Origin of the sequence: Frigidibacter sp. RF13 (assembly GCF_026626305.1) — a bacterium.
Taxonomy (GTDB): domain Bacteria; phylum Pseudomonadota; class Alphaproteobacteria; order Rhodobacterales; family Rhodobacteraceae; genus TMP-24.
Genome location: NZ_JAPNUE010000001.1, coordinates 643,348 through 663,403, shown reverse-complemented (window position 1 = coordinate 663,403; position 20,056 = coordinate 643,348). Strand labels below are relative to the sequence as shown.

Below are 20,056 nucleotides of genomic sequence, written 5' to 3'. Positions count from 1 at the left end.
TGCCTGGACGTATTACCCGAACGCCGCCGGAAGGAAGTTGAAACCATGGTAAAACCGAAGGTCCTGATCTCGCGGCGCTGGCCGGAAGCGGTGGAACGGTCGATGGCCGACCGTTTCGACCTGACGCTGAACGAGGCTGACCGGCCGATGACGGTTGCCGACTTCCGCGCGGCCTTCGCAGCCTTCGACGCGGTCTGCCCGACGGTGACCGACAAGCTCGGGCCTGACGCTTTCGATTTGCCGCAGGCGCGGACCAAGGTGCTTGGCAATTTCGGCGTGGGCTTCAGCCATATCGACCTTGAGGGCGCCAAGCGTCACGGGATGGCGGTGACAAATACGCCCGACGTCCTGTCGGACTGCACGGCGGACATCGCGATGACCCTGATGCTGATGGTCGCGCGCCGCGCGGGCGAGGGGGAGCGGGAATTGCGCGCGGGCGAATGGGCTGGCTGGCGCCCGACGCACATGATCGGCACCAAAGTGTCGGGTGCTACACTCGGCATCATCGGTTTTGGCCGGATCGGACAGGCGATGGCGCAGAGGGCACATCACGGGTTCGGGATGAAGATCCTCGTCCAGAACCGCTCGCCCATCGCCGCCGAGGTGCTGGCACGCTACGGCGCGCGGCAGGTGGGATCGGTCGAGGAGCTGTTGCCTGACTGCGATTTCCTCTCGCTTCATTGCCCCGGCGGGGCGGCGAACCTGCATCTGATCAATGCCGAACGGCTGGCGCTGATGCGGCGGGATGCGTTCCTGATCAACACCGCGCGTGGCGAGGTGGTGGATGAGGCCGCTCTGGCTGCGGCTCTGGCGGAGCACAGGATCGGCGGTGCGGGCCTTGATGTGTTTGAGCGTGAACCGCAGATCACGGCCGCGCTAATGGACTGCCCCAACCTGGTGATGCTGCCCCATCTCGGCTCGGCCACGCGCGCGACGCGAGAGGCGATGGGGTTCCGTGTGATGGAGAATGTCAGCGCCTTCTTTGACGGCAAGGCACCGCCCGACCGGGTGGCCTGAGACGAAATACCGGACGACTTGCCGGGGTCAGGGCCAAATTAGACCCTGGGAAGAGAAAGGCGCCGTTAGCTCCCGGCGCCTTTCACTTTTTCAACAATCCGTTTCCGCGTCGGCGACAGTGAGTGCCGCAAACCGACCGGAATCGAACCTCACTGCAGATAGGGCATCGGATCGACCGACTCAAAGCCCTGCCGGACTTCGAAATGCAGGAAGGCTGGGTTGGAGCCGCGCACCTTGGCGATCGCCTGGCCGCGCTTGACCTTGTCGCCCTTCTTCACCGCGATGCCGTCGATGTTGGCGTAAACCGTCAGAAGGTTGCCCGCATGGCGGATCACGAGGATGGGCACGCCTTCGGTATCCTTGGTGATCGCGGCAACCGTGCCGTCGCCTGCGGCACCGACGGCGGTCCCGGCAGAGGCGGAAATGTCGATCCCGTCGTTCTTCTTCTTCTGGTAGCCACGGATGATCGAGCCCTGCACCGGCATCGAAAGCTTCGCGCTCGCCGTCGTGGCGCCGACATCGGGAGCGGCGGGCTTTTCGACCGGTTTCGAGGCCGGTTCGGTCTTTTCCTCTGGCACCGGCTCTGCCGCCGAGGGCGGGGTCGGGGTCTTCGACCCTTCGCCGGGCTTGCTTGTGTCATCTGTCACGACCACGCCGCCCTTGGCGCCGACCGGGATCAGCAGGATCTGGCCTTCACGCACCGCGAGGTCCTTGCCGAGCCCGTTCCAGTCGGCCAGCGCCTTGACGTTCACATTATAAAGCCGCGCGATCGAATAGGCGCTTTCGCCGCGTTCGACCTTGTGGCGGATCGGTTCGGCCCCGGTTTGTACCGGCGCGGGGACGGGTTTCGCGGGGGTGAGCGGGGTGGTGGTCACAGTGCCGGTGGGGGCAGAGGCGGGAACCGTCCCGCTCTGGCCTCCTGTGGCGCGGTCGATGGCGCCGCCCGCGATCGTCGTTACGTCGACGCCGCCCGGTTCGTTGACCATCGTCGCATCGGCCACGCGGCGTGGCAGAGCGAGCACTTCGTTGGCCCGCAGGGTCGAGGTGGGCTGCAACGCGTTGTAATTCGCCAGTTCGTTCGGATCCATGCCGATCCGGGCGGCGACGGAGGCGACCGTGTCGCCCTGCCGCGCCACCGCGACCTGATAGCCGGGGTAGGAGATGATGCCGCGCGGGTCGGGCGTCGGCCGGGCCGCACCCGCATTGCGGGCGGCATCCGACGTGTCGAAAATCCCCTGTCCGAAGTGCCGGAGGTCGCCGTCAAAGCGGCCATCGCTTTCGCAGGCCGCAAGCGCAAGAAGCGAGCCGCCGATCAGGAGGGTGCGCGCGAAGGTCCGGTTCAGCTTGCCTGTCATCTCTTATCCTCACCATCCGGGCCGTGTTCCGGCCTCTGGTACCCATTCACGTCCGGCGTCAGTCCTGCACCAGACCCTCGACCAGCGGCACGAAGCGCACCGGCCGCAGTTCTTCATACTCAAACCCCGTCTCGGACCGTGTGACCTTGATCAGGCTCTGTACCGCGTCCGACTGCCCGACGGGCAGGACCATGATACCGCCAACGCGCAGCTGGGCCAAGAGCGGGCCGGGCGGGTCTTCGGCGGCGGCGGTCACGAGAATGCGATCGAACGGCGCCTGATCGGGCAGGCCGAAAGATCCGTCGGCGGCGAAAGCGGTGATATTGGCAAGATCGAGCGCGCGGAAGACGCTTTCCGCCTCGCGCACCAGGCGGCGGTGGCGGTCGACCGTATAGACACGGCGCGCCAACTGGCTGAGGATCGCCGCCTGATAGCCAGAGCCGGTGCCGACCTCCAGCACCTTGTCGCGGGGCGTGACCTCGAGCGCCTGGGTCATCAGCGCCACGACCGAGGGCTGGCTGATCGTCTGGCCGCAGGCGATGGGCAGCGGCACATCCTCATAGGCGCGGTCGGCGAAGATGCCTTTCAGGAAGAGGCCACGGTCGACCCTCTCCATCGCTTCCAGAACGCGCGGGTCAGTGACCCCGCGCGAGCGGAGGGTAAAGAGGAAGCGCATCTGCTGTTCGGCGCGGTCTGTCATGTCAGCCATCATGCGAGGCGGCGGGCGAGGTCCTGAAGCGTGTCATGGGCGGTAAGATCGGCGCGCATCGGCGTGACCGAGATATGGCCGTCGAGATTGACGGCGACATCGGTGCCGGGCGCGGTCGCCTGATGCTGCGGCCCGCCGGTGATCCAGAGGAACTTGCGGCCCGAGGGGGAGACATGAGGCTCGACCCCGAAGAACGTGTCGGTGCGGTAGCCCTGGGCCGCGACCTTCATGCCCTTCACCTCGGCCGCAGGCAGCGGCGGGAAGTTGACGTTGTAGAAAATCCGGTAGTCCTTCTCGTCCCAGAGGCCCTTGTCGAGAAGGGTGCGGACGACATGGGTGCCGTGGGTGCGGGCGGCCTCGAAAGGATCGTCGATCTCGTCGGTCCTCGGGCCCATGAATTGCGACAGCGCGATGGCGGGCAGCCCCTGAAGCGCCGCCTCCATCGCGCCGCCGATCGTGCCCGAATAAAGCACGTTCTCGGCGGCATTGTTGCCGCGGTTGACGCCGGAGAGGACGAGGTCGGGCCGGGCGCCGTGCAGGACATCGTAGATGCCCGCGAGCACGCAATCGGCGGGGCTCCCTTCGGCCGCATAGCGGCGGGGGCCAAGCTTCATGATCATCATCGGATGGGTGTAGCTGATGCAGTGACCGACGCCCGATTGCTCGAAGGCGGGGGCGACGGTCCAGACCTCGCCCTCCGGCCCCGCGATGTCCTGGGCGATGGCGGTCAGCACCTCAAGCCCCGGGGCGTTGATGCCGTCGTCATTGGTGATGAGAATGCGCATGGTAGTCCGCCCCGGTTCCACTACAAGATTTAGAGGGAATGGCGGCCGGGGTAAAGCGGTTAGCTGCGGGAAGAAGGCCCCGTCTCGGGCCCCACCCACCCACCCTGGCCCTCGACGGGGCCTCCGCGTTGCACGCGGACCGGGACGCTGCCCCGGACCCTGAGGTATTTGGTCCAAGATGAAAGGCGGAGGGGTCAGAGGGTCGTGCGGTAGCGGATGTGGCCGTCGCTCTCGGCCAACTGGTCATAGAGGGCGCGGGCGCGGCTGTTCTCGTTGTCGGTGAACCAGTGAAGCCGCTTGGCGCCCTTGGCGCGGGATAGTGCCTTCAGATCCTCGATCAGCGCCCGGCCGATGCCGCGACCGCGCGCTTCCTCGGCGACGAAGAGGTCTTCCAGGTAGCAATCCTCGCCCATCACCCAGGTCGAGGGGTGCAGCTGGTGGATGGCGAAACCCATGGCGCGACCATCGAGATACGCCATGCGTGCGGTGAGGGGGTTCGCCGGGTCGAGCAGGCGGGTCCAGGTGAAATCGGTGATGCCGGGGGCGAGCTCTATGTCGTAGTAGGCAAGGAAGCCCGCCCAGAGCCGCCGCCAGTCGGCCTCGTCAGCCGCCGTCATGTCGCGGATGTCGACAAGGGCGGTCATCAGGGTCCGAGAAGGCTGAGGAGGCGGGCAGCTTCCTCGTGGATATCGGCCAAAGCCGCGCGGTCCTCGCCGGGGAAGAAACGGGCGCGGGTCGCGGTTGCGGTGGGGCGGGGCGCGGCAATGAGGATGCGCGGGCCGGTCCGTTCGGTCTCGGTCTGCCAGCTTCGGGCAAGCGCCATCTGGGCGCCCTTGGTCGCGCCATAGGCGCCGAAGAATTTCTCGCCCGCGCGCGGATCGTCGAGGAAAAGCGCGGTGCCGCCCTTGGCCCGCAAGAGCGGTTCGATCAGCGGAATGAGCGTGGCGGTGGCGCGAAGATTCACCTTCAGCGCCTTGTCCATATCCTTCATGTCGAGGTGACCAGCGGGCGAGAGTGGCGGCGCATGGATCGCCGCATGGACCCAGAGGCCGAGCCCGCCCCAGCGGGCGGCGATCTGCTTGGCCAGATGGTCCATCGCGCCATCGTCGGTCACGTCGAGCGGCGCGAGCGTCGCGGAGCCGCCCGCCTGGGTAATCCGGTCGTCGAGTTCTTCAAGCCCGCCCACGGTGCGGGCGACGGCGAGGACATGCCAGCCCGCGGCGCCAAGAGCGGCTGCAAGCGCGAAGCCAAGACCGCGCGAGGCGCCGGTCACAAGGGCGAGGGGGCGTTCTGCGAGGATGCTCGTGTCGGAAGTTATGTCGGTCATGGCCATGCCATGTCGCATTCCCTAAAGTGGCGCGCAATGGTAAATGTTGACATGTAGCTGCAGCGCAGCAAATGTGCGCGCGACTCTCGCAGGGGAAAGGAAACAGACATGACCCTCGCCAAGGCCCTCGTGCCCTCGCAATCGCTTCTGACCCGCGCCCTGATGGTGCTGGGCGGCAGCCTCTTCATCGCCCTCGCCGCGCAAGTGCAGGTGCCGATGTATCCGGTGCCGATGACGCTGCAGACGCTCGCGATCCTCATCGTCGGTTTCGCCTATGGCGCGCGGATGGGCGTGGCCACGGTCGCGGCCTATCTCGCCGAAGGCGCCGCTGGCCTGCCGGTCTTCGCCGGTGGCGGTTCGGCCGCGGCCTTCGCCGGTCCGACGGCCGGTTTTCTCGTGGGCTTTCTCCTTCTCGTCGCCATCGCAGGCTATGCCGCCGACCGTGGCGTCAAGGGCCTGGTCGGCACTGCGCTCGTCGGCATCCTCGCCTCGGCGCTGCTCTATATCCCCGGCAATGCCTGGGCGATGGCTGCGGATGCGGTGTTTGGCTTTGATGCGTCCAAATGGGGCGCTGACAATCTTCAGATGATCTGGGCCTACTACATGGCGCCCTTCCTGATCGGCGACACGGTCAAGGCGATCATCGCGGCGCTGGTCGTGACCGGCGGCTGGGCGGCACTTAAGGGCCGCAAGGCCTGACAAGGCCTTGCCTGACCAAAAGGCTTGAACGCCGCCCCTTTGGGCGGCGTTCGCATTTGGATCACGTCTCGCCCGCGTGGAGCGCGGCAAGCGCCTCTTCGCACATGCCGTAGGGCTCCCATTCGCAGCCCGCGCAGAGCGTTTTCAGCGATCCGGGCAGGACGCTGGAGCGGATACGCGCCTTCGCTTCGCCCCAGGTCAGCCGCTCGTGAGGCTGAAGCGTCAAGGCGGCGGCATGCGCCCGGTCGAGCGTCTTGATCTTGTCCTGATTGGTGCAGAGCCTGCCGCGCCGCTTGGGGCAGGGCGCGCAGATATCGTCGGTGGCGCCGGTGACCTCGATCACGGTTCGATCGCCGCCCGCCGCGCGCAGCCGCCCCATGACGATGGCGGTCATGTTGGCGGTGAAACCGTCGGAATAGCCCTTGCCCTGAAAGCCGAGCGAACAGAGGAAGTGGTGGGGGCGGTAGCGGACGGGGCGCGACCCGCTCATTCCGCCGCCTTCATCTGGAAGCCCTTCTCGATCTGGTCGGCGGGGGCCACGGGATAGTCGCCCGAGAAGCAGGCGTCGCAATAGCGCGGCGCCTTGGGATCGCGGCCCGCCGCTTCGCCCGCGGCGCGGTAGAGGCCGTCGAGTGAGATGAACTTGAGGCTGTCCACCCCGATCCAGTCGCGCATCTCGTCCTCGGTCATGGTCGCGGCGAGGAGCTTCGAGCGTTCCGGCGTATCGACGCCATAGAAGCAGGGCCAGGCGGTCGGCGGCGAGGCGATGCGGAAATGCACTTCGGCCGCGCCTGCATCTAGGATCATGTCCTTGATCTTGCGGCTCGTCGTGCCGCGCACCACGCTGTCATCGACAAGGATCACGCGCTTCCCTTTGATCAGCGCGCGGTTGACGTTCAGCTTCAGCCGGACGCCCATGTTGCGGATCTGCTCGGTCGGTTCGATGAATGTCCGGCCCATATACTGGTTGCGGATGATGCCCATCGCGTAGGGGATGCCAGACTGCTGCGAATAGCCGATGGCGGCGGGTGTGCCAGAATCGGGCACCGGGCAGACGAGGTCGGCCTCCACGGGCGCTTCCTTGGCCAGTTCGACGCCGATCTGGCGGCGGGTTTCATAGACCGAGCGGCCGCCGAGGATGGAATCGGGGCGCGAGAAATAGACATGTTCGAAGATGCAGAAGCGCGAGGTGGCGGGGGTGAAGGGCCGGGTCGAGGCGACCTTGTTGCCCTCGATCACCACCATCTCGCCCGGCTCGATCTCGCGCACGAACTCGGCGCCGATGATGTCGAGCCCGCAGGTTTCCGACGACAAGGCCCAGCCGCTGTCGCCGATCCGGCCGAGCACCAGCGGGCGCACGCCCATCGGGTCGCGGACGCCGATCAGCTTGGTGCGGGTCATGGCGACGACCGAGAAGGCGCCTTCGACCCGGCGCAGCGCGTCCTTGATCCGCTCCGAGATGTTTTGTTGAATCGAGCGCGCCATCAGATGGATGATGCATTCGCTGTCCGACGAGGACTGGAAGATCGAGCCGCGCTCGATCAGCTCGCGCCGCAGCGAGGCGGCGTTGGTCAGGTTGCCGTTATGGGCAATCGCCGCGCCGCCCATGGAAAATTCGCCGAAGAAGGGCTGCACATCGCGGATCGCCGTGTGGCCTTTCGATCCGGCGGTCGAATAGCGGACATGGCCGATGCCGAGCGTGCCGGGCAGCATCTGCATCACGTCGGGCTTGGTGAAATTGTCGCGCACATAGCCGAAGCGGCGGACGTTGTTGAACCCCTCGACCGGATCATAGGCGACGATACCCGCCGCCTCCTGCCCGCGATGCTGGAGCGCGTGAAGCCCGAGCGCCACGAAATTCGCGGCATCCGCGACGCCGGTGACGCCGAAAATCCCGCACTCCTCCTTCAGCTTGTCGTCATCGAACGGGTGCGACAGGAAGGGGCGCATGGGCCGTCTCTCCGATTCCGGGGCAGTTGGCGCTTCCATAGTCTGTCATGGACGCGCTGTCACCACCAGAACCGGTCACAGCCCGCGGAAAAGCGGCCTCAGGGCGTGACGGTCTTGGCGCCCGCGCCGTCGGTCGTGCCGGTTGCGCTACCTTCGGGAGTGACAGGTTCGGTGACCGTGGCCGTGCCGGTGCCGCAATCGCCGACAAGCTCGTTATAGCGTTCCTTGAACCAGCCGGGCGCGTCGGTCGGCACTTCGGCGGCGAGCCTGTCCTGGATCGAGGCGAAGACCACGGCGGAACGCGAATTGTCGACCATGGGGATGCCCGCCTCAGGCATCATCCGGTCATAGACGAGGAAGGCGACGGCCACGAGAAGGACGCCGCGCGCCACGCCGAAGAGGAAGCCGAGACCCTGGTCGATGCCCGAAAGCGCCGAACGCTGGATGATGGCGGAAAAGAGCGGCGTGAAGATCGAGGCGAGGATCAGCGCGCCCGCGAAGACCACGAAGAAACCGGCGATGGTCGCCAGTTCGCAATTGTCGAGAAACTTGTCGAGCACCGGGATCTGGCGCACAAGGGGGGCGGCCTGTTTGGCGAAGAGGAAGCCCACGTAGGCCGCGACCACCCAGCCCGCAATCGCGAAAAGCTCGCGCACCACGCCCCGGCTGTAGGCGAGGATCGCCGAGAGAAGCACGATGACCGCGACGGCGGCGTCGACGATGGTGAAATTGTCCATACCTGTCCCTACTCTCTCGCGGGTCTCAACCCGCCGCAAACATCTCGCCCACGAAGGCAGTGAGATCGGAGAATTTCCGCATCTTCATGCCCTCATCGCCTTCTGCTTTCGACCTCTCGGGGGCCGCTGCCTGTGAGAAACCAAGTTTTCGGGCTTCTTTCAACCTGTTTTCGGTTTGCGAAACCGGTCGGAGGGCGCCGGACAGGGAAATTTCCCCAAAAACCACCATGTCGGGAGGCAGCGGAACATCTTCGCGCGCCGAGAGAAGGGCGGCGGCGACGGCAAGATCGGCAGCAGGTTCCGTGACCTTGAGCCCGCCCGCGACATTGAGAAAGACATCAAGGCCTGCGAAGGGTATGGCGCAGCGCGCCTCAAGGACCGCGAGAATCGTCGACAGCCTGCCGCTGTCGAGGCCGACGACCGTGCGGCGCGGCGTGCCGAGGGTCGAGGGCGCGACGAGCGCCTGGATTTCAGTGAGGACCGGCCGTGTGCCCTCGATCCCGGCAAAGACCGCCGAGCCGGGGCTCGCCTGTCCGCGTTCGGAGAGGAAAAGGGCGGACGGGTTCGCGACCTCGGCGAGCCCCGCGCCGGTCATCTCGAAGACGCCAATCTCGTCGGCCGGACCGAAACGGTTCTTGACCGCGCGCAGGATGCGGAACTGGTGGCCACGCTCGCCCTCGAAATAGAGGACGCAATCGACCATATGCTCGACGACGCGGGGACCGGCGATCTGGCCTTCCTTGGTGACATGGCCGACGAGAATGACCGAGGTGCCGCGTTTTTTGGCGAAGCTGACGAGTTCATGCGCGGCGGCGCGGACCTGGGCGACCGAACCGGGCGCGGCCTCGACCATATCGGCCCAAAGGGTCTGGATCGAATCGATGACCACAAGGTCCGCGCGCTCGGCATCGAGCGTGGTCAGGATGTCGCGCAGATTGGTTTCAGCGCCGAGCCCTACGGGCGCATCGGCAAGGCCAAGGCGCTGTGCCCGCATCCGGACCTGGGCCGAGGCTTCCTCGCCGGAGATATAGAGGCATTTCAGCCCCTTGCGGGCGAAGGTGGCGGTCGCCTGCAAAAGAAGCGTCGATTTCCCGATGCCGGGATCGCCACCCACAAGGATCGCCGACGCAGGCACCAGCCCGCCGCCGAGGACGCGGTCGAATTCCTCCATGCCGCTCGCGGTGCGGGGCGGCGGCGGTTCGTCGGCCTGAAGGGTGGTAAGTTCGACCTTGCGGCCGCGCGCCGCCCCGAGGCTCTTCGCGGCGGGGCCGGCGGAAAGCGGCGCCTCCTCGACGATCGAATTCCAGGCGCCGCAGGCGTCGCAGCGCCCGGCCCATTTCTTGTGGACGGCCCCGCAGGAGGTGCAGGTGAAGCTCGAGGTCGATTTGCTCATGCGCCCTTCATGCCGATGCCGCCGCTGACCGGCAAGCGCGGATTGGGGCTCTGCCCCAAACCCCGGGATATTTGTCAACGAAAGAGGGCAGGATCAGGCGCGGTGAAGGCGGCGAGAGGTGATGGACGATATCCAGAGGCTTGCGAGGATGCAGGCGGTGAAAAGGTAAAGGCCCCACGCGGTCTCCAGCCGTCCGACGAAGGCGCCTTTGGCCAGAACGATATAGAGCGCGATGAGGAAGACATCGGCCATGGCGAGGCGGCCGAGGGTTTCAAGGATGGGCAAGAGGCGCGGCGAGGCAAGGCGGAAGTGGATCAGCGCAAGGCCGAGCGTCTTGGCCATCGGCGCGAAAAGCGCGAGGAAGGTCACGAGAAGCGCCAGCAGCGCGTCCTTTTCCCAGATCGCCTGCAGGCCGGTCAGGACCGAGATCTCGTCAAGCTCGAAGAACGGCAGCCAGCCCGCGCGGAGGAGCGGCGCCACCCAGCTGAGCGGGAAGAGGATCAGAAGCGCAAAATTGGCGAGCGCCAGCGGCGTGAGGCCTCTCATTCGTCACCTGGCTGCGGGCGCTGCGCGATATCGCGGTTGAAGGCGAAGGCGAGAAAGAGCCAGAGCCAGAACGAGACCCAGGCGATGGCGACGGCGATGGAACTGAGCGTGCCATAGACCGAAACGCCCTGAGCGACTGACGCTGAGATGCCTATAAAGGCGAAGACATTGAAGCCGAGCGCGAGAAGGGCGGCCGCCATGCCGACCAGATAGCGTTTGCGGTTGATATTGCGGCGCTTGGCGCGTTTGTAAAAGCGCGCAAAGAGGCGCAGCACCAGATAGGGCGGCAGGCAGAGGATGAGGCTGATGAGAAGGACGGCGACCGTCGAAGCCTTGATGATCATGGTGCGGGGGCGTTCCGTCCTGACGTCGGGCCAAGGGTAGCGGCAAAGGCACTGGGCGTCAAACCCTGGGCTTCCGCCGGGCTCAGCGCACGGATTCTATCGGTCCTTCGGCGCGGCCGTGAATGAACTGATCGACGTAAGGGTCTGGTGTCGTGTCCATTTCCGCAATCGGACCGGTCCAGCGGATCACACCGCCATGCAGCATCGCCACCCGGTCGGCGATGGCGCGGACCGAGGTCATGTCATGGGTGATGGTCATCGCGGTCGCGCCCATCTCGGTCACGATCTCGCGGATCAGCTCGTTGATCACGCCCGCCATGATCGGGTCGAGGCCGGTCGTCGGCTCGTCGAAGAAGATGATCTCGGGCTCCGCAGCGATGGCGCGGGCAAGGCCCACGCGTTTCTGCATGCCGCCCGAAAGCTCGGCCGGAAAGAGGTCGGCCACCTGTTCCTTCAGCCCCACGCGCCGAAGCTTCTCTATGGCGATGGCGCGGGCTTCGTCCTTCGGGCGCTTCTTGGCGCCGCGCAGCAGGCGGAAGGCCACGTTCTGCCAGACCGGCAGGCTGTCAAAAAGCGCGCCGCCTTGAAAGAGCATGCCGAACCGGTCGAGGAAGGGCTCGCGACCCGCGCCCTTCGTCGCGGCGGGCTGGCCGTCGACCAGGATCGTACCCGCGTCCGGCGTGACAAGGCCGAGGACGCATTTCAGAAGCACCGACTTGCCGGTACCCGAGCCGCCGATGATCACCATCGACTGGCCGCGCGCGACCGAGAGGTCCACGCCCTGCAGGACATGGTTCTTGCCGAAGCTTTTCCTGACGCCCTGAAGCTCGATCATGCGGAGAAAAAGACCTCCGTCATCAGATAGTTGGCGGCGAGGATCAGGACCGAAGCGGCGACCACGGCGGATTTCGTCGCCCGACCCACCCCTTGGGCGCCGCGTGCAGAATTCATACCGTAGAAACAGCCGCAGATGGCGATGATGAAGCCGAAGGCCGCACCCTTCATCAGGCCCGAGATGATGTCGAAGGCCTCGAGATAGGCGCGGGTGTTCGCAAGGTAGGTGGCCGGATTGAAGCCCAGTCGGTTCACCCCGACGAGATAGCCGCCGAAGATGCCGATACTGTCGCCGACTGCCACCAGCACGGGCACGGCGAGCGTCGCGGCCAGCATGCGCGGCACGGTCAGGTATTTCATCGGATGGGTGGAGAGCGTCACCAAAGCATCGATCTGCTCGGTCACCTTCATCGTGCCCACTTCGGCGGCAATGGACGAGGCCACACGCGCCGCAACCATCAGGCCGCCGAGGACGGGCCCAAGTTCCCGCACCATGCCGATTGCGGTGATCGAGGGCACCACGGCTTCCGCCGAAAAGCGCGCGCCGCCCGCGTAGATTTGCAGCGCGAGCGCACCGCCGGTGAAAAGCGCGGTCATGCCGACGACCGGCAGGCTGAACCAGCCGATCTGCATCAGCGCGACAAGGAACTCGCGCGGATAGAATGGCGGGCGGAACAGATGGCTGACCGCGTCGGCGGCGAAAAGCGCGATGCGCCCGACAGTGGCAAGCGCGCCTTGCGTCAGGCGGCCGAGCGCCGCGAGGGGGGAAAGCAGGTTCATGCGGCAAGCGTTCCCTTGGCGCGGCTCTTGTACTGGCGGGCATAGCGCTGGCCAAGCGCGGTCAGGATCTCGTAGCCGATGGTGCCGGCGGCGCGGGCAAGATCGTCGATACCCTGCGCTTGGCAGAGAAGGTCGAGCGTTTCGGGTGTGCCTTCGGCTGCGGTGACATCGACGGTCACCAGGTCCATCGAGACGCGGCCGACGAGCGGGCAGGGGGTTTCGCCGTGGTAAAGCACAGCGCGGTTCGACAAAGCGCGAAAAAGACCGTCGGCATAGCCTGCGGCCAGCGTCGCGATGCGGGTTGGCGCCACGGCTTGCCATGTCGCGTTATAGCCGACCGTGTCGTCGGGATTGAGGGTGCGGACCTGCACGACCGGGAGCGACAGTCTTACGACCGGTTGAGCGGCAGTGAAAGGCGCGCCGCCGTAAAGGCCGATGCCGGGGCGGGTGAGGTCGAAATCATATTGGCGGCCAAGGAGGATGCCGCCGGTGGCCGAGAATGACCGGGCGATGCCGGTCCCGTCGGTCATCTTGTGGAAGGTTGCCAACTGGCGGTCGTTCAGCGGATGGCCGGGCTCGTCGGCGCAGGCCATGTGCGACATGAGAAGGCGCGGCTTGTGCGGCAGGACTGAGGGTGCGAGTAGTTGCCAGTCGGCCGCGTCGATGCCGAGCCGGTTCATGCCGGTTTCCAGCTGGATGCCAAACGGATGGGTGGGGAGTTCGGAAAAATGCCGCTCGACCTGGGCGCGGCTGTTCAACATCGGCACCAGATTGAAGGCGCCGATCCGCGCCGTATCGCCCTCCATATGGCCCGAGAGGATATTGATCTCGGCCTCGGGGCCCAGGGCGAGGCGCAGGGCCACGCCCTCTTCGGTCAAAGCTACGAAGAACCGCCGCGCGCCCGCCGCCATCAGGGCACGGGCGATGGGCGCAGCGCCGAGGCCATAGCCGTCGGCCTTGACCATCACGGCGGTCTGGACATGGGCGGGCGTCATGGCATCGAGCGCCCGCCAGTTGGCGGTGATCGCGTCGAGGTCGATATCGAGAATGCCGGATGCCATGGCGGGGGTTTTGACGGTCCTGTCGCGGAGGTCAAGTGTCTTTAGTCGCAGCGGGGGGCCAGCCCCCCGCACCCCCCGGGATATTTGGACCACAATGAAGGAGGCAACCACTCATCCGGTCGGGCCGGCTCGCGGTCAGAACCCTTCGCCCTGCTGCCAGGGCTTCACCAGATTGCCGAAGCGGGTGAAGCGGCCTTCGAACGACAGTTCCACCGTGCCGATCGGCCCGTGGCGCTGCTTGCCGATGATGACTTCGGCCTTGCCATGGACCTGTTCCATGACCTCTTGCCACTTGGCCATGCCTTCAAGGTCGTGATCGCCTGGTTTTTCGCGTTCCTTGTAATATTCCTCGCGGAAAACGAACATCACCACGTCGGCGTCCTGCTCGATCGAGCCGGATTCCCTCAGGTCGGAGAGCTGCGGGCGCTTGTCGTCGCGGTTTTCGACCTGGCGGGAAAGCTGCGAAAGGGCGATCACGGGGATGCTAAGTTCCTTCGCCAAGGCCTTGAGACCCATGGAGATTTCCGCGATCTCCTGCACCCGGTTGTCACCTTTTCCGGTGCCCCGCAGCAGCTGCAGGTAGTCGACGAAGACGACATCGAGACCGTGCGTCCGCTTGAGGCGGCGGCAGCGGGCGGCCACCTGGCTGATCGGCAGCGCGGGCGTGTCGTCGATATAGAGAGGGCAGGTTTCCAGGGCCTTCGCGGCCTCGACGAAGCGGCGGAATTCCTGTTCCGTCATGTCGCCGCGGCGGATCTGTTCGGAGGGCACTTCCGAGGCTTCGGAAAGGATCCGGGCCGCCAGCTGTTCGGACGACATTTCGAGCGAGAAGAAGCCTACGACCCCGCCGTTCACTGCGCCTTCGGTGCCGTCGGGTTTCTTGCCCTTCTTGTAGGCCTTGGCGATGTTGAAGGCGATGTTCGTGGCCAGCGAGGTCTTGCCCATCGAGGGGCGCCCCGCGAGGATCAGAAGGTCGGACGGGTGCAGACCGCCGAGTTTCTTGTCCAGATCGGCGAGACCCGTCGAGATGCCCGACAGCGCGCCGTCGCGCTGATAGGCGGCAAGGGCTGACTGCACCGCCTCGGTCGTGGCTTTCAGGAACGACACGAACCCCTTCTCGACCGTCCCCTGTTCGGCCAGCTGGTAAAGCCGCTGTTCGGCCTCGGTGATCTGGTCCTTAGGGTCGTTGTCGACGGTGATTTCCTGAGCCCGCGCGGTGATGTCGCGGCCAAGGCCCATCAGTTCGCGGCGCACGGCAAGGTCATGGATCATCTGCGCATAATCGCGCGCCGCATAGGCCGAGATCGCCGCGCCCGCGATCCGGGCAAGGTAGGCCGGGCCGCCCAGTTCCTTCAGGCCCGGGTCATCCTCCAGATAGCCCTTCATCGTGACCGGCGAGGCCAGCGCATTCTTCTGGATGCGGGCGATGGCGATCTCGAAGATGCGCTGATGGACCGGGTCGAAGAAATGATCGGCCCGGACGATCGAGGCGATCCGGTCGTAGATGTCGTTGTTTGTCAGGATCGCGCCGAGAAGCTGCTGTTCGGCCTCGATATTGTGCGGCAACACCTCGCCCCCGGCCTCGGTGGCGGGTACCGGCGGCTGCGCGGGCCGCAAGGTCGCTATTTCACTCATGCCTCAGCTCTTCTTCTTGTCCCCGGACTGTCATAAGTCGGCCCGGGCGTTTCGGCAAATGTCCCTAAATGCCACAAGCAGCGGTGTATGCCCGAAGCAACCCTACCAGATCGGGGGTGGGAAATCTGTCCTTTCTGGGGAATCGCGCGACGGGCCGGACTTGTCCACATGTCACCCCCAGAGAGCGTCCACAGGAAAATTTGGACGGGCCCTATTTGCCTGCGCGGGCTTCCTGCCAGGGCCGGGGATTGGTGAGGAAGGCTTCGACCTCGTTCAGCGTCTTCGCATCGAATGCGCCCTGGGCGCGGGCCTCGGCGAGCACGTCCCACCAGGTGCAGAGGTAATGCAGCGCGACGCCATGCTTGCCCAAGACATCGACGGTTTCGGGGAAGATGCCGTAGTAGAAGATCACCGCGGTATGGGCGCAGGTCGCACCCGTGTCGCGGATCGCGTCGACGAACGAGAGTTTCGAGCCGCCGTCTGTGGTGAGGTCTTCGACCAGCAGAACGCGTTGGCCCTCGCTCATCGCGCCTTCGATGCGGGCATTGCGGCCGTAGCCTTTCGGCTTCTTGCGCACATAGGTCATGGGTAGCGCCAGCCGTTCGGCGACCATGGCCGCGAAGGGGATGCCCGCGGTCTCGCCGCCCGCGATATTGTCGAACGCCTCGAAGCCCGCGTCGCGCATCACGGTGACGGCGAGGAAATCCATGAGCACCGAGCGGATGCGAGGGTAGGAGATGAGCTTGCGGCAGTCGATGTAGGTGGGCGAGGGCAGGCCCGAAGCCAGCGTGAAGGGGGTCTCGGCGTTGAAATGGACGGCCTTGATTTCCAGAAGCATCCGCGCGGTCAGGCGGGCGATCTCTTCTTTGGGCGGGAAGCTGGAGGGGATCATCTTTGTCCTTTCGCGGGGCCTCGTCGGGCGCCTTCGGCTTCTCCTCGTCTGCCCGACGAGCGCCGAAGGCGACGAGGAGGGGGTCAGGGGGTGACGCGCCAGTGAAGGGCGAAACCGGGGTCGAAGACGGTGACCGGACCGGCGCCGGTCTCGATCTTGGTGGGGTAGGTGACCGTGTCGCCCTTTGTCAGGTTGACGCAGTCTTCGGACGGGGCGAGGCGGTAGAAGCGCGCGCCATTCAGCGAGGTGAAGGCCTCCAGCCGATCGAGCGCGCCTTCCTCCTCGAACACATGGGCGAGGATCGAAAGCGTATTCGTCGCGGTGAAGCAGCCCGCGCAGCCGCAGGCATGTTCCTTCAGGTGATCGGCGTGGGGCGCGGAATCGGTGCCGAGGAAGAAGCGCGGATCGCCTGATGTGGCGGCGCGGCGCAAGGCCAGGCGGTGCTTCTCGCGCTTGGCGACCGGCAGGCAATAGTAATGCGGCCGGATCCCGCCCGCGAGGATATGGTTGCGGTTGATCACCAGGTGATGGGTGGTGATCGTGGCGCCCAGCGTCTCGTCGCCCGCGCCGGCATAGGCCACGCCTTCTTCGGTGGTGATATGTTCCATCACGACGCGCAGGCCCGGCGTCGCGCGCCGGATTGGATCCAGGACCCGGTCGATGAACACCGCCTCGCGGTCGAAGATGTCGACGGCGGGGTCTGTAACCTCGCCATGGACGCAAAGCGGAAGGCCGATTTCCGCCATCCGTTCAAGTACATGCCGGACGTTCTGGAAGTTGGTGACGCCCGATTGCGAATTGGTGGTGGCCCCGGCCGGATAAAGCTTCACCGCCTTGACCAGCCCGCTTGCATGGGCGGCGGCTACATCGGCCGGATCGGTCGTCTCGGTCAGGTAGAGCACCATCATCGGCTCGAATGCCATGCCCTCGGGAAGGGCCTTCAGGATACGGTCGCGATAGGCGGCCGCCTGATCACCGGTGACCACGGGGGGTACGAGGTTCGGCATCACGATCGCGCGGCCGAAATGGCGGGCGGTTTCCGGCAGGACCGCCTCCAGCATCGCGCCATCGCGCAGGTGCAGGTGCATGTCGTCGGGGCGGCGGATCGTCAGGCTCTGGCTCATGGGCCGAGCGCTACAGGATCGGCGGGCGCATTTCCAGTCTTGGGATGCGGCAAGATGCGGTAGGAGGCTGGAAAACCCGACTTGAGCCCGGAAATGCACCGGGCCATGCAGGGGAAAAAGAGGCCCCCGATGTACAGACCCCTGATCGCGCTGTGTTTCACATTGATTGCCGCCCCGGCGCTTGCCGAAGACGCCCCGCCGGCGGAATGCCGGAGCCCGGTGACCCATCCCGACATGATGGAGTGCAATCGCGCCTTGCTTGTTCGGGCGGAGGAGCGGATGAAGGCCGCGCTGCAGGCGCTGCGGGACGAGGCCGCCGAAGGTGATCCCGCGAAACGCGCGGTCTCCGTTCCGTCCGACGAAGCGATTCTGGCCGATCAGGCAGCCTGGGAGGCCGAGGTTGAGGCCGATTGTCAGGCATCGGCGGCGGAACTGGGCGGCGGGCAGGCCTCGGACCTCGAATATCTCGGCTGCCTCGGCCTGAAAACGGGCGAGCGCGAGGCTGAGCTCCTGGATCTAACCGAGCGGGTTGAGGGCCTACACTGAAGGCTCGACCGGTCGCCTCCGAAGGCGATCTTCCGCCGAATCACAGTTGGATGGTGGGTTGCGGCGCGCGCGCCATTGCGCCCGCCATTGCGCAGGCTGGGCGCGCGCGGCATCATTGTTTCCAGGGCGGCGCCGGATGCAGACGACCGCCGGTCAGGCGAAAGGGCAGATCATGCGCAGGATTTCGGGTGCGATGGCGATCGGGCTGGTGCTTACTGGGTGCACGAACGATCCGGGGTTTACCGGGGTGCCGGATGTGCGGGAAGCGACGGCAGCGGAGGTGACGAGCTGCCGCTACGTGTCCGATATCACAGGAACGCCAAGCGTTTACGGGCCGATCCTCGGGCCTGAGGGGCTTAAGTATACCCGCAATCAGGTCAAGGACGAGGCGCGCAAGGTCGGGGCCAATACCGTGGTTTTCGATCTGGTACCGCCGGGGGTCGAGCTTTATGAGCTTCATGCGAAGGTCTATGCCTGCTGACGATCGGCAACGCCGGGCTTGCCCGGCAAAGCGCCCTGTGGATGAGTGGCGGGCGACAATCGCTTTGGATCGGGTGAAATGCGCCTTCTTTCTTCGTCAGCTGCGATGGTTTTCTGCCTTCTTGGCCAGAATATCGCCCACGCCTCCGAATGCGCGACGCCCGGCGACATGAAGCAGGGCCTGCGGCTCGTCTATGGGGCGGACGGAACGACCAAGGTGAAGCGCCGCACCGACGGGCTGATCGAGTTCACCGAGATCGGTAGCGGCGCGGATGGCGGCGATCTGGTCTATGCCAGCCGCTACGGGCTCTATGATCTTGAGGCAGCGGCGGCGGGTGCCGGAGCCGGCCCGGATCGCCGCGTGACATATGACTATGATGGTGGACCGCTCGTCGAACCGGCGCCGGGCGCGACGGGCTGGGTCGGGCAGGTGATCGCGACCTTTCCCGGCGACGCGCCTGTGCCGGAAACCGCCGCCTTCGTTTTTGGCGGCGCGGTGGCGGTCGCGGTCGGGGACTGCAGCTTTGATGCGGTGACGGTCGAGGCGACCTTCATCCGCGAGCGGGATTGGGAAGGGCAGAGTTTCCTCTATTTCCCAGACTTCGGCTTTGCGACGCTCATCGGTCGGGCGGGACCCGAGATGCCGAAAGAGCGCTATGAACTGACCGCGATCGAACCGCTTCCCGCCGAGTAAGGCCATATTGTGAGGCGTGTCGCCGGGCACCGGAATTCTTCAAGAATTCCGGTCCGAAGTCTTTGAAAGACCTCGGGCGCGCTCGGGTCTCGTGCGCGGGCCGTTGAAGGTCCGTGCCGTCTCAGCCCGCTGTCATCCCGCGGAAACTTGCGGCGAGATCGCGGGCGCGGGCGCGGAACTTCTCATCATTTAGCCGACCGCCCGCATTGTTGGCCAGAAGGGCGGCAAGGCCCGGCCTGCCGTCGGTTTCCAGCCGATTCAAGAGGCGGCGCAGATAGGGCAGGTGGTTGCGGCGCGCGCGGTAGAAGGTCCAGAAGAGCCGCGCATCTAAGGCGCCGTCGCCCGCCGCGGCGAGGGTTGACGGCAGGACATGCATCGCGGTCAATGTGCCCAGAAGGTCCGATCCCATGTTCCGGCAGGGCAGGAAGGTGGTGAAGCTGCGTCGGAAAAGCGCGGCATGCATCGCATCATAGGTCTGCGCGGGATCGAAGATCACAAAGACCTCGTGCGCGCCGTCGGTCATGTCGGGGGCGAAGCCGTAGCGATCGGTGAAATTCAGCCGCCGGTGGTTTTCGAACCGCGGGTCCCAGCCGGCATAGGTCGGGTCAAGCGTCGCCTGCGGCTGCACCAGGATCACCGTGGCGCCCGGGCAGGCGACCGAATAGGCGGCGGCGGCATAGCCCGCCGGACCCGCGCCAAAGAAGATCACCCGGTCATACTGGTCGAAGAAGCCGTCGTCGGTCAGCCGGTCGAAGAATCCGTAAACCTCCGGGTCGCGGAACCAGGTTTGACGGTAACAGATGAGGCTCAGGTGCGACCAGTCGCGCCCTTCGGCCAGCGCGAAACCGTAGGGAAGCCCGTCCGAAGACTGGCTGCGGATATGGGCGGAACTGTCGAAGGTGACGAGAAGCACCGCCTCGCGGTCGGCGAAAAGCGCGGCGTGGTCCTGACCGAGCGGCGCAAAGAAACCCTCGCGCCGTCCGACATGGTTCAGACGTTCGACAAACTCGTCCTTTGACAAAGACCCGCGGTCTTTCACCATTCACCCTCTGCGCATGATCCCCCGATATCCGGAAGCGCGGTCCGGACCCGGCAATTCTAGCACCGGCCTGTGCCGGTGACGCAAGATATGTGTGGGAAGCCATGCG

The 20,056-nt window shown here is 65.7% G+C and carries 23 protein-coding genes; 5 read left to right on the top strand and 18 right to left on the bottom strand.

Annotated features, from left to right (window positions below):
- The first annotated feature begins 45 nt into the window (after window positions 1-45).
- Window positions 46-1,017 (top strand): 2-hydroxyacid dehydrogenase, encoded by a 972-nt coding sequence (locus OU426_RS03240; RefSeq protein ID WP_267632406.1) that lies wholly within the window; start codon window positions 46-48, stop codon window positions 1,015-1,017.
- Between the two features lie 149 nt (window positions 1,018-1,166).
- Here the strand turns inward: OU426_RS03240 and OU426_RS03235 are convergent, their stop codons facing one another.
- The 5 genes from OU426_RS03235 to OU426_RS03215 form a co-directional block, all read right to left on the bottom strand.
- Window positions 1,167-2,372 carry a peptidoglycan DD-metalloendopeptidase family protein gene (locus OU426_RS03235; RefSeq protein ID WP_267632405.1) on the bottom strand — a complete coding sequence of 402 codons (1,206 nt, stop codon included), beginning with the start codon at window positions 2,370-2,372 and terminating at the stop codon, window positions 1,167-1,169.
- Window positions 2,373-2,430: 58 nt separating this feature from the next.
- Window positions 2,431-3,081, bottom strand: a complete 651-nt coding sequence (locus tag OU426_RS03230) for a protein-L-isoaspartate(D-aspartate) O-methyltransferase (protein WP_420712562.1) — start codon at window positions 3,079-3,081, stop codon at window positions 2,431-2,433.
- A complete protein-coding gene (surE, locus tag OU426_RS03225; protein ID WP_267632403.1) occupies window positions 3,081-3,866 on the bottom strand; it encodes a 5'/3'-nucleotidase SurE in 786 nt (261 codons plus the stop codon). The genes OU426_RS03230 and surE overlap by 1 nt, the downstream gene beginning before the upstream one ends.
- 194 nt (window positions 3,867-4,060) lie before the next feature.
- Window positions 4,061-4,510: a GNAT family N-acetyltransferase gene (locus OU426_RS03220; RefSeq protein ID WP_267632402.1), complete on the bottom strand. Its 450-nt coding sequence runs from the start codon at window positions 4,508-4,510 to the stop codon at window positions 4,061-4,063.
- Window positions 4,510-5,193 carry an SDR family NAD(P)-dependent oxidoreductase gene (locus OU426_RS03215; protein WP_267632401.1) on the bottom strand — a complete coding sequence of 228 codons (684 nt, stop codon included), beginning with the start codon at window positions 5,191-5,193 and terminating at the stop codon, window positions 4,510-4,512. The genes OU426_RS03220 and OU426_RS03215 overlap by 1 nt, the downstream gene beginning before the upstream one ends.
- A gap of 108 nt (window positions 5,194-5,301) precedes the next feature.
- Between OU426_RS03215 and OU426_RS03210 the strand changes: the two genes are divergently transcribed.
- Entirely contained in the window at window positions 5,302-5,892 is a 591-nt protein-coding gene (locus OU426_RS03210; protein ID WP_267632400.1) for a biotin transporter BioY, read from the top strand.
- A 61-nt stretch (window positions 5,893-5,953) separates the two neighbouring features.
- Here OU426_RS03210 and OU426_RS03205 read toward each other — a convergent pair whose 3' ends face one another.
- The 12 genes from OU426_RS03205 to pyrC form a co-directional block, all read right to left on the bottom strand.
- Complete coding sequence (locus OU426_RS03205; protein ID WP_267632399.1) at window positions 5,954-6,382, bottom strand: DUF1284 domain-containing protein; 429 nt, start codon at window positions 6,380-6,382, stop codon at window positions 5,954-5,956.
- A complete protein-coding gene (gene purF, locus OU426_RS03200) occupies window positions 6,379-7,842 on the bottom strand; it encodes an amidophosphoribosyltransferase (protein ID WP_267632398.1) in 1,464 nt (487 codons plus the stop codon). Before purF ends, OU426_RS03205 begins: the two co-directional genes overlap by 4 nt.
- 98 nt (window positions 7,843-7,940) lie before the next feature.
- Complete coding sequence (locus tag OU426_RS03195) at window positions 7,941-8,579, bottom strand: CvpA family protein (RefSeq protein ID WP_267632397.1); 639 nt, start codon at window positions 8,577-8,579, stop codon at window positions 7,941-7,943.
- A 25-nt stretch (window positions 8,580-8,604) separates the two neighbouring features.
- On the bottom strand, window positions 8,605-9,972 hold the full coding sequence (radA, locus tag OU426_RS03190) for a DNA repair protein RadA (RefSeq protein WP_267632396.1): 1,368 nt from the start codon (window positions 9,970-9,972) through the stop codon (window positions 8,605-8,607).
- A gap of 93 nt (window positions 9,973-10,065) precedes the next feature.
- Window positions 10,066-10,518, bottom strand: a complete 453-nt coding sequence (locus OU426_RS03185; protein ID WP_267632395.1) for a paraquat-inducible protein A — start codon at window positions 10,516-10,518, stop codon at window positions 10,066-10,068.
- Entirely contained in the window at window positions 10,515-10,862 is a 348-nt protein-coding gene (locus tag OU426_RS03180) for a hypothetical protein (RefSeq protein WP_267632394.1), read from the bottom strand. Before OU426_RS03180 ends, OU426_RS03185 begins: the two co-directional genes overlap by 4 nt.
- Window positions 10,863-10,944: 82 nt before the next feature.
- On the bottom strand, window positions 10,945-11,697 hold the full coding sequence (locus tag OU426_RS03175) for an ABC transporter ATP-binding protein (RefSeq protein WP_267632393.1): 753 nt from the start codon (window positions 11,695-11,697) through the stop codon (window positions 10,945-10,947).
- Window positions 11,694-12,476: an MlaE family ABC transporter permease gene (locus OU426_RS03170; protein WP_267632392.1), complete on the bottom strand. Its 783-nt coding sequence runs from the start codon at window positions 12,474-12,476 to the stop codon at window positions 11,694-11,696. The genes OU426_RS03175 and OU426_RS03170 overlap by 4 nt, the downstream gene beginning before the upstream one ends.
- A complete protein-coding gene (alr, locus tag OU426_RS03165) occupies window positions 12,473-13,537 on the bottom strand; it encodes an alanine racemase (protein ID WP_267632391.1) in 1,065 nt (354 codons plus the stop codon). The genes OU426_RS03170 and alr overlap by 4 nt, the downstream gene beginning before the upstream one ends.
- A 135-nt stretch (window positions 13,538-13,672) precedes the next feature.
- Window positions 13,673-15,172, bottom strand: a complete 1,500-nt coding sequence (locus OU426_RS03160; protein WP_267632390.1) for a replicative DNA helicase — start codon at window positions 15,170-15,172, stop codon at window positions 13,673-13,675.
- Between the two features lie 211 nt (window positions 15,173-15,383).
- Window positions 15,384-16,064, bottom strand: coding sequence for an orotate phosphoribosyltransferase (locus tag OU426_RS03155; protein WP_267632389.1), 681 nt, complete (start codon window positions 16,062-16,064; stop codon window positions 15,384-15,386).
- Window positions 16,065-16,147: 83 nt separating this feature from the next.
- Window positions 16,148-17,188, bottom strand: coding sequence for a dihydroorotase (gene pyrC, locus OU426_RS03150; protein WP_267632388.1), 1,041 nt, complete (start codon window positions 17,186-17,188; stop codon window positions 16,148-16,150).
- 129 nt (window positions 17,189-17,317) lie between these two features.
- On the opposite strand from pyrC, the gene OU426_RS03145 reads away from it, so the two are divergent.
- The 3 genes from OU426_RS03145 to OU426_RS03135 all read left to right on the top strand — a co-directional run bounded on the left by OU426_RS03145 (window position 17,318) and on the right by OU426_RS03135 (window position 18,908).
- Window positions 17,318-17,734: a lysozyme inhibitor LprI family protein gene (locus tag OU426_RS03145; RefSeq protein ID WP_267632387.1), complete on the top strand. Its 417-nt coding sequence runs from the start codon at window positions 17,318-17,320 to the stop codon at window positions 17,732-17,734.
- A 136-nt stretch (window positions 17,735-17,870) separates the two neighbouring features.
- Window positions 17,871-18,215, top strand: a complete 345-nt coding sequence (locus OU426_RS03140; RefSeq protein ID WP_267632386.1) for a DUF4156 domain-containing protein — start codon at window positions 17,871-17,873, stop codon at window positions 18,213-18,215.
- Window positions 18,216-18,293: 78 nt separating this feature from the next.
- Complete coding sequence (locus OU426_RS03135; protein ID WP_267632385.1) at window positions 18,294-18,908, top strand: hypothetical protein; 615 nt, start codon at window positions 18,294-18,296, stop codon at window positions 18,906-18,908.
- A gap of 121 nt (window positions 18,909-19,029) precedes the next feature.
- Here the strand turns inward: OU426_RS03135 and OU426_RS03130 are convergent, their stop codons facing one another.
- Window positions 19,030-19,950: a phosphoadenosine phosphosulfate reductase gene (locus tag OU426_RS03130; protein WP_267632384.1), complete on the bottom strand. Its 921-nt coding sequence runs from the start codon at window positions 19,948-19,950 to the stop codon at window positions 19,030-19,032.
- Between the last annotated feature and the right edge of the window lie 106 nt (window positions 19,951-20,056).